Origin of the sequence: Pseudoalteromonas sp. ND6B (assembly GCF_000764215.1) — a bacterium.
In the GTDB taxonomy this organism is placed as follows: domain Bacteria; phylum Pseudomonadota; class Gammaproteobacteria; order Enterobacterales; family Alteromonadaceae; genus Pseudoalteromonas; species Pseudoalteromonas tetraodonis.
Map to the genome: position 1 here is coordinate 32990 of NZ_JQFL01000040.1, position 16200 is coordinate 49189.

Annotated in this window: 13 protein-coding genes and 1 pseudogene; 6 read left to right on the plus strand and 8 right to left on the minus strand. The window is 39.6% G+C overall.

The window, feature by feature from the left end; all coding sequences use genetic code 11:
* Positions 1-279: 279 nt before the first annotated feature.
* Positions 280-618, minus strand: coding sequence for a Grx4 family monothiol glutaredoxin (locus ND6B_RS08515; RefSeq protein ID WP_008113155.1), 339 nt, complete (start codon positions 616-618; stop codon positions 280-282).
* 264 nt (positions 619-882) lie between these two features.
* Between ND6B_RS08515 and ND6B_RS08510 the strand changes: the two genes are divergently transcribed.
* The 5 genes from ND6B_RS08510 (at position 883) to ND6B_RS08490 (ending at position 7330) form a co-directional block, all read left to right on the plus strand.
* A complete protein-coding gene (locus ND6B_RS08510) occupies positions 883-1464 on the plus strand; it encodes a superoxide dismutase (RefSeq protein WP_010388603.1) in 582 nt (193 codons plus the stop codon).
* Positions 1465-1672: 208 nt separating this feature from the next.
* Entirely contained in the window at positions 1673-3595 is a 1923-nt protein-coding gene (locus ND6B_RS08505) for a PrkA family serine protein kinase (RefSeq protein ID WP_033103617.1), read from the plus strand.
* Between the two features lie 31 nt (positions 3596-3626).
* Positions 3627-4910, plus strand: coding sequence for a YeaH/YhbH family protein (locus ND6B_RS08500; RefSeq protein ID WP_033103618.1), 1284 nt, complete (start codon positions 3627-3629; stop codon positions 4908-4910).
* Between the two features lie 18 nt (positions 4911-4928).
* Complete coding sequence (locus ND6B_RS08495) at positions 4929-6443, plus strand: SpoVR family protein (protein ID WP_033103619.1); 1515 nt, start codon at positions 4929-4931, stop codon at positions 6441-6443.
* 5 nt (positions 6444-6448) lie between these two features.
* Complete coding sequence (locus ND6B_RS08490; protein WP_033103620.1) at positions 6449-7330, plus strand: universal stress protein; 882 nt, start codon at positions 6449-6451, stop codon at positions 7328-7330.
* Between the two features lie 10 nt (positions 7331-7340).
* On the opposite strand, the gene ND6B_RS08485 is transcribed toward ND6B_RS08490, so the two are convergent.
* Complete coding sequence (locus ND6B_RS08485; protein ID WP_033103621.1) at positions 7341-8312, minus strand: sensor domain-containing diguanylate cyclase; 972 nt, start codon at positions 8310-8312, stop codon at positions 7341-7343.
* Positions 8313-8318: 6 nt separating this feature from the next.
* On the minus strand, positions 8319-9323 hold the full coding sequence (locus ND6B_RS08480) for a response regulator (RefSeq protein ID WP_033103622.1): 1005 nt from the start codon (positions 9321-9323) through the stop codon (positions 8319-8321).
* A 220-nt stretch (positions 9324-9543) separates the two neighbouring features.
* Between ND6B_RS08480 and tpx the strand changes: the two genes are divergently transcribed.
* Positions 9544-10125, plus strand: coding sequence for a thiol peroxidase (gene tpx, locus ND6B_RS08475; RefSeq protein ID WP_013465186.1), 582 nt, complete (start codon positions 9544-9546; stop codon positions 10123-10125).
* Between the two features lie 73 nt (positions 10126-10198).
* Here the strand turns inward: tpx and adk are convergent, their stop codons facing one another.
* From adk to corA, 5 genes and pseudogenes are all read right to left on the minus strand, one after another.
* A complete protein-coding gene (adk, locus tag ND6B_RS08470; protein WP_013465187.1) occupies positions 10199-10843 on the minus strand; it encodes an adenylate kinase in 645 nt (214 codons plus the stop codon).
* Between the two features lie 362 nt (positions 10844-11205).
* Positions 11206-13119 (minus strand): molecular chaperone HtpG, encoded by a 1914-nt coding sequence (gene htpG / locus ND6B_RS08465; protein WP_033103623.1) that lies wholly within the window; start codon positions 13117-13119, stop codon positions 11206-11208.
* A gap of 130 nt (positions 13120-13249) precedes the next feature.
* Positions 13250-13971 (minus strand): annotated as a pseudogene (locus ND6B_RS19635) (RluA family pseudouridine synthase).
* Positions 13972-14151: 180 nt separating this feature from the next.
* Positions 14152-14586 (minus strand): hypothetical protein, encoded by a 435-nt coding sequence (locus ND6B_RS08460; protein WP_033103624.1) that lies wholly within the window; start codon positions 14584-14586, stop codon positions 14152-14154.
* A gap of 91 nt (positions 14587-14677) precedes the next feature.
* A complete protein-coding gene (gene corA, locus ND6B_RS08455; RefSeq protein ID WP_231485819.1) occupies positions 14678-15898 on the minus strand; it encodes a magnesium/cobalt transporter CorA in 1221 nt (406 codons plus the stop codon).
* Positions 15899-16200 lie beyond the last annotated feature (302 nt).

Genomic DNA, 16200 nt, shown 5'->3' on the forward strand with positions numbered 1-16200 from the left:
ACATAGGCTCTGCCTTGCCTAAATACCAAACAGACTGCTGCAAATTTAACCTTGAAAGGTCAACAGACCCTAATACTGTTCATTACTTTTACAGCTTTTAATGGCAGCAAATTGTTTGAGGTGGGTATTATATCGACAGGTTATTGGATCGGCTGAGAATTAAATCCCCATCATAGGAAAATCAGCCTATACCATTGTGAAATCGGCAGGTTCAGTGCTATTTAAGCTTACGCTAGACATAAAAAAAGCTGCAAATTGCAGCTTTTTTTACCTAAACGCTTATTCAGCGTCTGCAGGTTTATGCTTTGCAGCTGTTTCAGTGATCAGTGGTTGTAATTCACCACGTTGAAACATTTCAATGATAATGTCACAGCCACCAATTAACTCGCCTTCAACCCAAAGTTGCGGGAAGGTAGGCCAGTTAGCGTAAGCAGGAAGCTCTGCACGAATGTCTGGATTAAGTAAAATATCCACATATGCAAACGGTTCACCGCACGACATTAATGCTTGTGATGCTTGTGAAGAAAAACCACAATTAGGCAGTTTTGGTGATCCTTTCATGTATAAGATGATTGGGTTTTCAGCAATTTGCTGTTTAATTTTATCGATGGTTTCCATTTACAACCTCAAAATGACGATAGCGAACACATTAGGCCTTGAAAAAGTTTCACTGTGGCCTCAGATATATAGATTAACATAGGCAATTAAAGCCTCAATCTTAAATAGCTTTAGCAAGAGCATTGCTGTTTGCTAAAACTTGAGTAAAATACTCAACAATTATAGTAACACTATATTCCTGTTTGGTATAGATAAGTGCCCTGTTTGCGCAGGCATTACGTATTACTAAATAGACTATCAACCAAAAGAAGATGGAGATAAAAAATGGCATTTGAACTACCGTCACTACCGTATGCAATTGATGCACTTGAGCCACATATTTCACAAGAAACGCTAGAGTTTCACCATGGTAAACACCACAACACTTATGTGACTAAACTTAACGGTTTAATCCCAGGCACTGAGTTTGAAGGTAAGTCACTTGAAGAAATCGTATGTTCTTCAGAAGGCGGTGTATTTAATAACGCTGCTCAAATCTGGAACCACACTTTCTACTGGAACAGCCTATCTCCAAATGGCGGTGGCGCTCCAACAGGTGCAATTGCTGATGCAATTAACGCTAAATGGGGCTCATTTGACGCATTTAAAGACGCGTTAAACGACAAAGCAGTAAATAACTTTGGTTCAAGCTGGACTTGGTTAGTTAAACTGGCTGATGGTTCACTAGACATCGTTAATACATCTAACGCTGCTACACCACTAACTGATGCAGGTGTTACTCCAATCCTAACAGTGGATTTATGGGAACACGCATACTACATTGATTACCGTAACGTGCGTCCAGATTACCTTAAAGGTTTCTGGTCACTAGTTAACTGGGAATTCGCGAACGCTAACTTCGCATAATTAGTTTAATACTAGTTTTAAAAAGACGCTTAGGCGTCTTTTTTTATGCCTACAATTTGCATTAATTGCGTTTATACGTAGGTTGTTTTATAAAAGCGCATCTTGATCATTTTTCATATAAATTTATAATTTTATTGCACAAAAAATGAAATTCGTGACTAGACTTTAGATAGTGAATACATCTTCAAAGTAGGTTTCGGAGGTCATTATGACTATTTTTGATCACTACCAAGCACGTTATGAATCAACACAAGAAGAAGAGTACAGTGTTGCTGAGTTTCTAGAAATTTGTAAAACCGATAAGTCTGCTTATGCCAGTGCTCCTGAAAGATTACTGATGGCCATTGGCGAGCCTAAAATGTTAGATACCGCTACCGATACTCGTTTAAGTCGCTTATTTTCGAACCGTGTTGTTGCACGTTACCCTGCATTTGCCGATTTTTATGGTATGGAAGACGCCATTGAGCAAATTGTTTCTTATCTAAAACACGCCGCGCAAGGATTAGAAGAGTGTAAACAAGTGCTTTACTTGCTTGGTCCGGTGGGTGGCGGTAAGTCATCGATTGCTGAAAAGCTAAAGTATTTAATGCAACAAGTGCCTATTTATGCAATTAAGGGCTCCCCGGTTAATGACCATCCGCTGTCATTATTTGATCCCGTTGAAGATGCTAGCCTACTCGAAAAAGAATATGGAATTAAGTCTCGTTACCTCAAAACGGTAATGTCTCCATGGGCCGCAAAACGTTTACAAGAATTTAATTGTGATATTAGTCAATTTAGAGTGGTTAAACGCTTCCCATCAATTTTAAATCAAGTTGCGATTGCTAAAACAGAGCCCGGAGATGAAAACAATCAAGATATTTCAGCTCTTGTCGGTAAGGTCGATATTCGCCAACTTGAACACTTTGCACAAAATGATCCTGATGCTTATGCCTATTCAGGCGCATTATGTTTAGCCAACCAAGGCTTAATGGAATTTGTGGAAATGTTTAAAGCCCCCATAAAAGTGTTACATCCGCTTTTAACAGCTACCCAGGAAGGTAACTATAACGGCACAGAAGGTATAAGCGCCCTGCCATTTAACGGCATGATACTCGCCCACTCTAATGAATCAGAATGGCAAACCTTTAAAAACAATAAAAACAACGAAGCCTTTTTAGACCGTGTTTATATTGTTAAGGTCCCTTATTGCTTACGAGTGACCGAAGAAATTAAAATTTACGATAAGCTTATTGAACACAGTGAGCTTTACAACGCCCCCTGTGCGCCAGGTACACTTAAAATTTTAGCCCAATTTACCACTCTTTCGCGCTTAAAAGAACCGGAAAACTCAAGCATTTACTCTAAGATGCGAGTTTACGATGGTGAAACCCTTAAAGACACCGATCCAAAAGCGAAGTCGTATCAAGAGTATCGTGATTACGCTGGTGTTGATGAGGGCATGACCGGTCTTTCAACCCGTTTTGCGTTTAAGATTTTATCGCGAGTATTCAACTTTGACACCACCGAAGTGGCCGCCAACCCTGTGCATTTGTTTTATGTGCTTGAGCAACAAATTGAGCGAGAACAATTCAGCGCTGAAGTTGAAGAACGTTATTTAAGCTTTTTAAAAGGCTATTTAATTCCACAATATGTTGAGTTTATAGGTAAAGAGTTACAAACCGCGTACTTAGAGTCATATTCAGAATATGGCCAAAATATTTTTGACCGCTACGTTATTTATGCTGATTTTTGGATTCAAGACCAAGAGTACCGCGACCCTGATACAGGGCAATTATTTGACCGTGATGCACTCAACGCTGAGCTTGAAAAAATAGAAAAACCTGCAGGTATTTCAAACCCTAAAGATTTTAGGAATGAAATTGTTAACTTTGTACTGCGTGCTCGTGCTCATAACAATGGCAAAAATCCGCTGTGGACAAGTTATGAAAAACTACGCACGGTTATTGAGAAAAAAATGTTCTCAAACACGGAAGACTTACTCCCTGTCATTTCATTCAATGCTAAAACATCGGCTGAGGATCAGCAAAAGCATGAGGACTTTGTTAACCGTATGGTTGAAAAAGGCTACACGCAAAAACAAGTGCGCTTGCTATCTGAGTGGTATTTACGGGTTAGAAAATCGCAATAACCTTCATAATTGCAGTTGTTAGGAGGTCATTATGGCGCATTTTATCGACAGGCGTTTAAATGGCAAAAACAAAAGCACAGTTAACCGCCAGCGTTTTATTAGGCGTTATAAAAAGCAGATCAAAGAAGCGGTGTCTGATGCGATCAATAAACGCAGTGTCACCGACTCTAGCTCTGGAGAGAGTATTTCTATTCCGCAGCGTGATATTAGCGAACCTACTTTTCATCAAGGTAGAGGCGGTAATAGAGAGCAAATACACCCTGGGAACGATCAGTTCTCTACTGGCGACAAAATAGAACGCCCTAAAGGAGGCAAAGGCGGTGGCGCAGGCGAAGGTGAAGCAAGTGACTCTGGCGAAGGCCAAGATGAATTTGTTTTTTCTATCTCTAAAGATGAATACCTTGATTTGTTATTTGAGGATTTAGAACTCCCTAATTTGCAAGAAAACCAGCTTGATAAGCTCGTACAAATGAAAACCCATCGCGCTGGGTTTTGCATCGATGGTATGCCCAGTAATATTGATGTAGTGCGCTCATTACAAGGTTCTCTAGCTCGTCGTATTGCGATGGCCGCAGGTAAAAAACGCCGCCTTAGCGAGCTTGAGGGGCAACTAGCACTGCTGCTTGAACAACCACACTGTGATAAAGCCGCTGTGGCCTTATTACAAAAAGAAATCGACACACTCAAACAGCAAATAAAAACCGTGCCCTTTATCGATAATTACGACTTACGTTTTCGTAACTACGACAAACAACCACACCCAACCAGTAAAGCGGTGATGTTTTGTATTATGGATGTGTCAGGTTCAATGGATCAAGCAACAAAAGACATGGCAAAACGCTTTTACATTTTGCTTTATCAGTTTTTAACTCGCAGCTACAAAGACATCGACGTTGTATATATTCGCCATCATACCCAGGCCAAAGAAGTTGATGAGCAAGAATTTTTTTATTCACAAGAAACAGGCGGTACCGTTGTTTCAAGTGCACTAAAACTGATGAATGAAATAATAGCTGAGCGCTATAACGCTGATGAGTGGAATATATACGCGGCACAAGCTTCTGATGGCGATAATTGGGCCGATGATACGCCCCAATGTGGGCACATTTTACGTAATAAAATACTTAAAGCTGTTCGCTATTTTGCCTATATAGAAATTACCACACGTGCTCATCAAAGTTTATGGCGCGAGTATCAAAGCATTAGCCAAACGAACAGTAATTTTGCCATCCAACATATTCAAGGTGTTGAAGATATTTACCCTATATTTAGGGAGCTATTTAAAAAAGGTCGTCAACAGCAAGGGGCTGCATAGCCAAAGCGAGGTAGCATTATGAAAGATAATCGAATAAGTGATGGGCCCGATTGGACCTTTGAACTATTGCAACAATACCAAGACGAAATAGCGCGTGTGGCTGAGCACTATAAGCTAGACACCTACCCTAACCAAATTGAAGTGATCACCGCAGAACAAATGATGGATGCCTACTCAAGTGTAGGCATGCCCATTGGCTACACTCACTGGTCGTATGGTAAAAAATTTATTCAAACGGAGCAAAATTATAAACGCGGTCAAATGGGACTTGCGTATGAAATTGTGATTAATTCGAACCCCTGTATTGCTTACCTAATGGAAGAAAACACCCTTCCAATGCAGGCACTGGTTATGGCACATGCTTGCTATGGGCATAACTCATTTTTTAAAGGGAATTATTTATTTAAAACATGGACTGATGCAGGCTCAATTATTGATTATTTATTGTTTGCTAAAAACTATATTAGCCGCTGTGAAGAAAAGTACGGTATTTCCGAAGTAGAAAGCATACTCGACTCATGTCATGCATTAATGAGTTACGGTGTTGATAGGTACAAACGTCCACAACGAATTTCGTTATTTGAAGAGCAAAAGCGTCAGCAAGAACGGGCTGAGTATTTGCAATCACAAGTTAACGAATTATGGCGTACCATTCCTTCTCAACAGCAAGAGTCAAAAAAACACGAACGCCACTTCCCGCAAGAGCCACAAGAAAATATTCTGTACTTTATTGAAAAAAATGCTCCTTTACTCGAGTCATGGCAACGAGAAATCGTCAGGATAGTGCGAAAAATATCACAATACTTTTACCCGCAAAAACAAACCCAAGTAATGAATGAAGGTTGGGCCACTTTTTGGCACTACACTATTTTGAACCATTTATATGATGAGGGAAAACTAACCGACTCATTTATGTTGGAGTTTTTACAAAGCCATACTAATGTTGTGTACCAACCTCCATACAATAGCGATTATTACTCAGGTATCAACCCCTATGCACTGGGCTTTAATATGATGGTTGATATACGTCGTATTTGTGAAAACCCAACAGAAGAAGATAAACGCTGGTTTCCTGAGCATGCGGGCAGTGACTGGCTCGAGACACTGCACTTTGCAATGCAAAATTTCAAAGATGAGAGTTTTATTAGCCAATTTTTATCCCCTAAGCTGATTCGGGATTTTAAATTATTCACCATAGTCGACCATGCTAGTAACCCACATTTAGAAATAGGCGCTATTCACGACGATAATGGCTACAAAGCGGTTAGAGAAGCACTTTCTGCACAATATAACCTTAGTAATCATGAGCCTAACATACAAGTTTACGATGTTGACTTACGCGGCGACCGCTCTTTAATCCTACGATATGTACCCCATAATGCCGTTCCACTGGCTAACTCCCATGGGGAGGTATTAAAACACCTTTACAGACTATGGGGCTTTAAGGTAAAACTGGAACAGGAGTCAAATTCTGGTGAGATTTCAACCATTGGTCAATGTCCAATTGATGATTCACGCCATACAACAGAGTAAAAATAATGGACAAAAAAAAGCTTCTTGTACTGATTGATTCGGTTGAATTTGCAAAAACGTCATTGCAGCATGCTAAACAAAAAGCGCTGCAAGGGAATAAACATATTGATATTGTTGCATTTAGCTTTGAAGAAACCGGCAATATTTTATTTTCTCTGTCGCCAGAACAACTACTTGCGCTGCAAGATAAATGCCTTGCATCATTAAGGGCACAGTTGGAGCCACTGATTAGCGCTGAACTGGAGGGTTGCAGTTATACCTTTCAAACCGCATGGCATGAAGCCCCCGAGCAGTGGCTTAACGAAGATATTAATACTGATGACTACGAAATGGTGATAAAAACACGCCATATCGACAGCGACAGCAAATTTAGTGAACTTGATTGGCAACTTATCCGCTTTACACCCATCGCTTTGTATTTAGCGGCAGATAACAAGTGGCGCAAGCATACCAACATACTCGCCGCACTTGATTTAGCCAGCGAAAAAAACGCAAAACATAAGCTTAATCAGTCAATTATTAAATATGGCCTAGCATACGCACAGCGAACAGACTGTGAATTTTATGCCGGCTACACAGTGTATATTTCTCCAATCTTAAGAGATCTAGGCTTAGTATTTTCAGAAGAGCAACTAGTCAATGCCTTTGAGAAATTACCTCAATCACAGCAACAACTCATTATTGATAATAACTTACGCGACAAACTTTATATTAAAGCGGGTTTGCCTGAGCAGGTGATCCCAAGCTTAGCGGCCAAGCTCAATGCTGATTTAGTGATTATAGGATCTGTTGGGAATGTAGGAATTAAAGCAAAACTCATTGGTAATACTGCAGAAAAAATAATGCGCTTACTTAAAACTGACTTGCTTATTTTACCCCCCAATTAAAAAATGATGTCTAAGCATCATTTTTTATATCAGCGTATACCGACACCTTATTTCGACCTGTTTCTTTTGAATGATAAAGCGCTTTATCGGCAGCTTCAATCCAGCGTTCGTGATCTTTAAATTGATCATCAAAACACGCAATACCCACACTAATGGCCATATGCACCGTGTGCTCATTGTATTTCGCCGGAGAGGTTTCAATTAGCTGGCGTAAGCGTTCAGCAAATACAATAGCTCCTTGTTTATCGGTATCTAATAAAGTAACAACAAACTCTTCACCGCCGTATCGCCCAGCAATGTCTGTTTCACGCAATGCAGTTTTCAGTAAACTCGCTATATGACGAAGTGCTTCATCTCCAGCACTGTGTCCAAAATTATCATTTATCTTTTTAAAGTGGTCAATATCAAAAATTAATAACGAGCAACAACCTTCGTTTCGCTTCGTTCGTAAAAATTCTTGGTGCAGTAAGTGCTCCCAATGCCCTCTATTGGCAAGCTGGGTTAAACTATCTGTTTGGCTTACTTGTTCTAGTTTTTTATTTAACTCTTCTAGTTCTTTTTTGTTAACCGCAATATCTGTCACATCGTAAATAATAATACAAATATGCTCGACTTCGCCTCGCACATTGGTAAGTGGAATAAACGTGGCATTTTGATACATATAGTCCGCTTTACCGGTAATTGGTCGGTAGTTTTTAAAACGAAAAATATACGGCTGCTGCTCCCAAATAGTAAATGAACGATTCTTTAATACAAACACTGACTCAGATTTACTTCTAAACCATTTTTCATCAATGGCCGGAAATAAATCAAATAAGTCTTTTTCTTTCACAGCGCTCGGTAACAAACCAGAATGATTTTCCATAAAACCATTCCATACATGCACTTTGTATTCTCGATCGAGTACAACAAGACCGACATCAACCGTATTAAACATATCCATTAACCAATGGATTTCATTCAAATCTAAATCAGCTGGCATAAATATTTAATCTTCTAGTAGATGAGCAACTTTGTATTTCAAAGTTTTTAGTGAATCTTCAGTAAAGAGCAACATTAAATCACAACTAATATCATGATTTTCAATACCGTAACTTATTTCTATGGCTAGAGTCCGTTGCCAGCGCGACTTATTCGACTGAACAAGTTCAGAAACGTCCCGATGCTGCCCCAAAACTATTGGATGCCCTTGGCTAAAGGTCATGTCGAGTTGTTTTGACAAGCCGGTTAAAATAGCGCCAATTAAAATGTTACTTACATCCATTAGCAACTCTAACTCAACCTTGTCGTTTAGTTCACCTTCGTAATTCATCAGTGAGGCTATTTCTTTAAAACTAGAGTCATTTAAAAGTAATAATGCCTCGCCAGATACCCCGCCACCTATAAAGCCTTGGCAAATACCCGATGTAGTATCATTGGTATCAACAGAGCTTAACGCCATGTTGAGCTCACTGACTTCTAAAACATTAACATTAGGAATGGGTAACTTAACAAATACATTAAGCAGTCTTGCCAGTAAATCTCCAGCTTGACCCATGGCAACATTAGTAAGCTCTTGATATATATCACGAACATCAGGGTCAACTTGTTCACCTAACGAGTGAGACATGCGTTCACGCAGTGCTCTATCTCTAATACCATGATGTTCAATAATGGCAGCAAGCTTTTCTGGGGAACACGGTTTTTGAATAAAATCTATGGCGCCAAGCTCAAGCACACGTTGATGCGCACTCGGTTGAATATCGCCTGATACCACAACAGTGAGAACGTCGAGTCCTTGCTCTTTCATTGCAGCAAGCACGCCATAACCGTCCATTTCTGGCATATTTAAATCAAGGAAAAGAATTTCAGGCTGGGCTTTAGTTATTTGTTTTATGCAGTCTACACCGTCACATGCAAATTCAACTTTAATATCCCAATCATCGGGTAAAGACCGAGCTAATTGACGTCTAGCTAGTTTTGAATAATCACAAATTAAAACCGATGTTGACATATTATCTCTCTATTTTAAAACTTGTTGTACGCTGACACCGCAAAAAATAAAGGCACGGATATTATTAATTAATACCTATCTCTTATATATACATAGTAATCAAAGTATTGCTTATTTACAATTTTAGGGAAAATAAACGCGTCAATTATTCTGCTTGGTAACTCCATCACAGTATAATACACTCACCACTATTACGTTAATTCTTAAAAGGAAAAAATCCATGCGTCGTTCATTAGCCTTTGCATTGAGCCTGTTTTGTTGCACTAGTTTTGCATCAGAGTTACCTGAAAACACCTTAGATGCAGGAAAAGTAACAGCGCAAGGTAAACCTGTTACGTTACTAGGCCAAGGCCTTAAAGTCGGTGCTGATGCGCCAAATTTTAAAGTGGTCGACGACAGCTTTACTGCCATTACATTAGAAAATTACCAAGGGCAAGCCGTATTGATAAGCGTGGTACCAAGCTTAGATACTGGCATTTGTAGCCTACAAACAAAGCATTTTAATGAAAAAGTAGCGCAACAGTTTCCTGGCGTGGCCATGTTGACGATTAGTGCCGACCTACCTTTTGCACAAAAACGTTTTTGCAAAGCAGAGAATATCGATAAAGTTACGACACTGTCTGATTCTGTATGGCGTGATTTTGGCCAAAAGTATGGGTTAATAATTAAAGATATGGGGTTACTTACTCGCGCTGTTTTTATTCTCGATAAAAGCCATAAAGTTATATATAAACAATTAGTTAGTAGCTTATCAACCGAGCCTGAATACGATAGCGTTATTGAAAAGCTTAAAACGCTTTAAAGGTCGAATTTCAGATAATAAAAAACCGCTATGAAGCGGTTTTTTTGATTATGCTCTTAATTTTAGATAAAAATTAACCTAAAAGCTCAGCTAGTTGCTTGCTTACTGCTTCAACCGCTTGAGTACCGTCTAATTTATGGTACTGCGTATTACCAGCTTGTGCTTCTGCTTGGTAGTAGTCAACCAATGGCATTGTTTGCTCATGGTAAATGCCTAAGCGTTTACGAACTGTCTCTTCTGTGTCATCCGCACGGATAATAAGCTCTTCGCCTGTTTCGTTGTCTTTACCTTCCTCTTTTGGTGGATTGTAAACAACATGATAAACACGACCAGAACCAGGATGAACACGACGGCCACCCATACGCTCAACAATCACTTCATCAGCAACATCAAATTCAATAACGTGATCAACGACAACGCCATTATCTTTCATTGCATCAGCTTGTGGAATGGTACGTGGGAAGCCATCAAGTAGAAAGCCTTTCTCACAATCAGGTTTTGCAATGCGCTCTTTAACAAGGCCAATGATGATGTCATCAGAAATTAACTGACCTGCGTCCATTACTTTTTTTGCTTCAAGGCCAAGTGGTGTGCCCTCTTTAATTGCAGCTCGTAGCATATCACCGGTAGAAATTTGTGGAATACCGTATCTATCCATTAAAAACTGAGCTTGAGTACCTTTACCTGCACCCGGCGCGCCCAAAAGAATAATGCGCATATCATTGTCCCCTAATATGAGAGTTTATTTTAAAGTCTGAATTCTTCCACAAGCGCCGCAGATACTCAAGTAACTTATACTAATTGTCTAGAGTCTGTTGGCCTTTGCGGATTAATATTTGTACAAACTAGGGGCACTTTAATAGCGGCGCAAGGTTTGCAACCTAGTAGGCTGAGTAAAAATCGAGCAAAGCTTCTGCGTCCTGCTCACGCCATTTGCCACCATCCATGTAGGCAGACAGACCCTTTCGGGCAGCGTCTATGCAGCAAATTTAACCTTTAAAAATCAATAAACTCTATGCTCCAGCGCATAAAAAAAGGGAACAAACGTTCCCTTTTTACTCAATCATTGATTTTTAATACTTATTTGCTTAAATCAAGCATAAGTTTATTTAAGCGAGTGACAAATCCAGTTGGATCTTTAAGCGTACCGCGCTCAGCTAGTAATGCTTGATCTAGCAATACATGTGACCACTGCGAAAATTTATCTTCGTCTTGCTCATCATTTAAATGCTTAACAATCTGATGCTCAGGGTTTAGCTCAAACACAGGTTTAGCTTCTGGCACTGCTTGACCTACTGACTCCATCAGCTTTTGCATTTGCGAGCTCATGTCGTTGTCGTCGCTCACCACACAGGCTGGCGAATCGGTTAAACGATGTGTAAAGCGTACTTCTTTAACATCATCACCTAATGCGGTCTTAATACGCTCAATAAGGCCTGCAACTTCTTTTTCAGACTTTTCTTGTGCTTTTTTAGTTTCTTCGTCGTCTAAGTCGCCTAAATCTAAATCACCGCGAGTAATTGATTGAAATTGCTTGTCTGCAAATTCAGTTAAGTGGCTCATCATCCACTCATCAACACGGTCACTTAGTAGTAAAACTTCAATGCCTTTTTTGCGGAAAATTTCTAAATGCGGTGAGTTTTTAGCTGCAATAAATGAGTCAGCAACAACATAGTAAATTTTATCTTGGCTGTCTTTCATACGCTCAATGTATTGTTCAAGCGAGACATCTTGAGTGTCTGAATCGGTATGCGTTGAAGCAAAACGTAATAGCTTAGCAATGCTCTCTTTGTTAGCCGCATCTTCAGCTGGGCCTTCTTTCATTACTTGACCAAATTCATTCCAAAACGTTTGGTAATCATCGGCTTTGTTTTTCGCCATACGCTCAAGCATTTTAATAATACGCGACGTACACCCCTTACGGATAGCTTGGGTCACTTTGTTATCTTGAAGTATTTCACGCGATACGTTTAGTGGTAAATCATTTGAATCTAATAGACCTTTAACGAAACGCAGGTAGCTTGGCATAAACTGCTCAGCATCATCCATAATGAATACACGTTGCACGTATAATTTTAAGCCACTTTGGCGCTCGCGGTTCCATAAATCAAACGGCGCTTTTTTCGGAATGTATAACAAACTGGTGTATTCAGTTTTACCTTCAACTTTGTTATGTCCCCAACTAAGTGGATCTTCCCAGTCATGGCTTACATGCTTGTAAAATTCTTTGTATTCATCTTCAGAGATTTCAGACTTATCACGCGTCCACAATGCCGTAGCACGGTTAATGCTTTCCCACTCACCAGGAACTGCTGGAATTTTCTCACCGTCTTCGCCTTCAGACTCTGGTACTTCTGCTTTGTACATTTGTACTGGTGTAGAAATATGATCAGAGTATTTAGTCACGATACTACGAAGGCGCCATTCGTCTGCGTACTCTTTTTCTTCTTCACGTAGGTGTAGAATAATGTCTGTACCGCGGCCTTCTTTTTCAATTTCTTGCAGCGTGTATTCACCTTCACCTTTTGATTGCCACTCTACAGCTGTTGTCTCGCCTGCTTTACGGGTACGCACTGTCACTTCATCAGCAACAATAAACGCTGAATAAAAGCCCACACCAAATTGACCAATAAGTTGTGAATCTTTGCTTTGGTCGCCCGTTAAGTTTTTGAAAAACTCTGCAGTACCAGACTTTGCAATTGTACCTAAAGAGCTGATCACTTCATCACGTGTCATACCAATACCATTATCAGAAATGGTTATCGTATTGGCTTCTTTATCAGCACTAATACGTACACGTAAATCAGCATCACCTTGATATAGGTCGCCGTTTGATAACGCTAAAAAGCGTAATTTATCGGCTGCATCAGATGCGTTTGATACAAGCTCACGTAAAAATATTTCTTTATTAGAATAAAGCGAGTGAATCATTAAGTTTAGTAATTGTTTTACTTCTGTTTGAAAGCCTAATGTTTCTTTTTGTGCTGCAGTCATTTATGTATCTCCAATTTGCAAAGTGTCTGCGTTATGCACTTAATATGGGGGGAGGTGTGAGAACTTCAAGGGAAAAAAGTAAAAAAAGCTGCCCGCAAAAAACAACAATATTATAAAAAACAATATCTGTTCAAAATGGGCTAGCACAGTGTAAATGCATCGGCTTTTGAGTGCTTGGATGATGAAAGTATATATCGCTGGCATGTAACTGCAAACGCGACGCCATCTGCTCACTCTGTTCACTTTTATACAAATCGCAGCCTAAAATAGGATGCCCAATTGCATGACTATGAATACGTAATTGATGCGTTCGACCAGTAACGGGGGTAAATTGCACTAACGTCTTGATTGGTTGTATAAAACGCTTAAGTACTGTGTAGTGTGTTAAGGCCGCTTTGCCTGTGGTGTTACATAATTTAACACGAGGAAAATGGAGTTTGTCTTTAGCAATCGGGTAATTTATTTGTCCGTGGTTATCACACACTTTTCCTTGCAACATAGCGACATAGCGACATAGCGTTTGCTTATGGTGTGACTTTGAAATTGTTGATTGAGGTTTTTTGCCGACTCACTATTGAGTGCCACCAGCATGATCCCTGAGGTTCCAAAATCTAATCGATGAGGTAACTTTGCTTCTGCAAAGGCGGCTGTTTTACCCTGTTGACCATTAACAAGCCTATAATGAACGGAATCCCAATTTAGTGGGTTTTTACCCGACAAACTCAATAAACCGCTAGGTTTATTGATCACTAAAAGCGCCTCATCTTGATAGATTATTTCCACTTCGCCCTGACAAGCAGGCGCAACAAAATCATCAATAATGGCATTAGCCGATGGGCTAAAATCAGACATACACTATTCCTTGATAAACACTCAAAATGATTAAATTAACCATTTTTTTACTAGGAAAAACTTTCTAGCCTTGCCTGATGATCATTTTAATCATTTTTTAAGAATACGTCATGGTAATTCTCTAGCCCATATAAGGCAACGTTGCTCAGCACAGCAATATAACCTTATCTAGGCACCTGTTCATTTCGGGTTGTCTGTTGTTTGAGCTCGCACATTGCTGTAATTACTATGGTGTAGCATTTGCTCCATCATCAACTGCATCACCTTAGTACGTTCTTCCATCATTTGCATTCGCTCACTTATCTGGGCTGATGACATATCTTCAATATCGTCACTGTATTGGCTGGTATCGTTAATCAGTTGCATATTTTCACGCATTAATTTCATGTGCTTTTGCATCAGTAAATCACGTGATTGCTGATTATTTTCACTGCCAATTTGTTTCATCACTAACATCATTTCTTGCATTCTAGGCTCCATATTAACGTGGCCACGGTGTTTCATCATCTCACCCATCATCATCTGACGATTACTTTCTCGGTTTTCATTTTCATGTGCCATAACCGTAAAAGAACTCAAGGTAATTATAAGTATTAGTGCAAAATACGTTTTCATGATTATTTCCTCTTTACATATTTAAGGTGTAGCGCTATTGGTAATTTTTAGCTCTACCAACGCTGTGTATTTGTTCAGGTTATTTATTAAGTTACGCCTTGCTTAACCATCCTTTTCGCCAAAAATAAAACACCATGACGATAGTTAACAAAACAAAAATCCCCCAAATAGCGGGATAAGCCCAATACCACGTTAACTCCGGCATATATTTAAAGTTCATACCGTAAATACCCGCAATAAAAGTTAATGGAATAAAAACCGATGACATAATGGTAAGTAGCTTCATAATTTCATTCATTCGGTTAGACATTGCAGACATGTATAAGTCTGTTAAACCACTGGCCATTTCACGATATGACTCGATAATTTCAACTATCTGAATATTATGTTCATACACATCCCTTAAATAAGGACGTGTAGCATCATCAATTCTGCCTCCCTCTTCACGATATAATTGATCGATAACTTCTCGCATCGGCCATACAATACGTCGTAACAAGGCAAGTTCACGTTTGATCCGATGAATTTGGTGCAACACTTGCGGTGTGGGCTTTTCAAGCGTGACAAGCTCTAAGTCTTCAAGTCGCTCACCATATTGTTCCAACACCGGAAAGCAGTGATCAACAACAGCATCAAGCAACGCATACAGTAGGTACCCCGTATTATTTTTTCGGATACGCCGACTTTGTGTTTTTAAACGCTCTCGAATCGGTTGCCATACATCCCCTGGCTCTTCTTGAAAGGTAAGCACTACGCCGTCGTATAAAAACAAACTCACCTGCTCAATGTTAAGAGTAGGGTTAATTAGATCATCTTCTTTTGTGTCATTTCCCAGTGTTAACATCCGCAACACTACAAATAAATGATCATCAAAAAACTCAATGCGGGGACGCTGAGGAACGTGCAATACGTCTTCGGCTGTTAGGGTATGAAAACCAAAGTGTTGCTGAAATAGCCTTACAACATAAGGATGTGTGTTACTTACATTCAGCCACCTTACTTTAACCCAGTCAGGCTGAGGCACTTTTAAAAATGCTTCGATATCACTAATGTCGCCGGTTTTTATTTGGGCTTCACTGTAGTCAGTATAGGTAATATCAACACTGCCTATTGCTGGCGGTGTCATAATATCGCCAATATGCTCAATGCCTGCTAATTGCCCGGGAACAACCTTGCGCTTATGCTTTTTTGATGCAGTAACATGAGATATACCCGTGGTTGCTCTTTGGTGTTTAGCGCTTTGCTTTGATACCGAACCATTGAGTACCCTGACACGCTTTATGGCTTGCATAACATCGTTAAGTACTTTCATAATCAGCTCAGTTTTTACATTGTTAGATGCCGATACGCACCTTAATTAAGTTATTAAGCACTTAATTTAGCGGTTTATCTGCGAAATCTTAGTGCCTTCAACACGTTTACGGTGTATAAAGCTAAATACGGTATATCACTGTTCATGATAAAATCCCTGTCGATTAAAGCTCATCAGTTAAAATAAGTCGCTTAGTTATTACGTTATATTCAAAAGGCAATGCTTTAACTTACAGCCGTTCATTTACTTGGTCGGTGCGCTAACACGCTCACGAGGTATTATTTATTTTTAATTTTGAATAT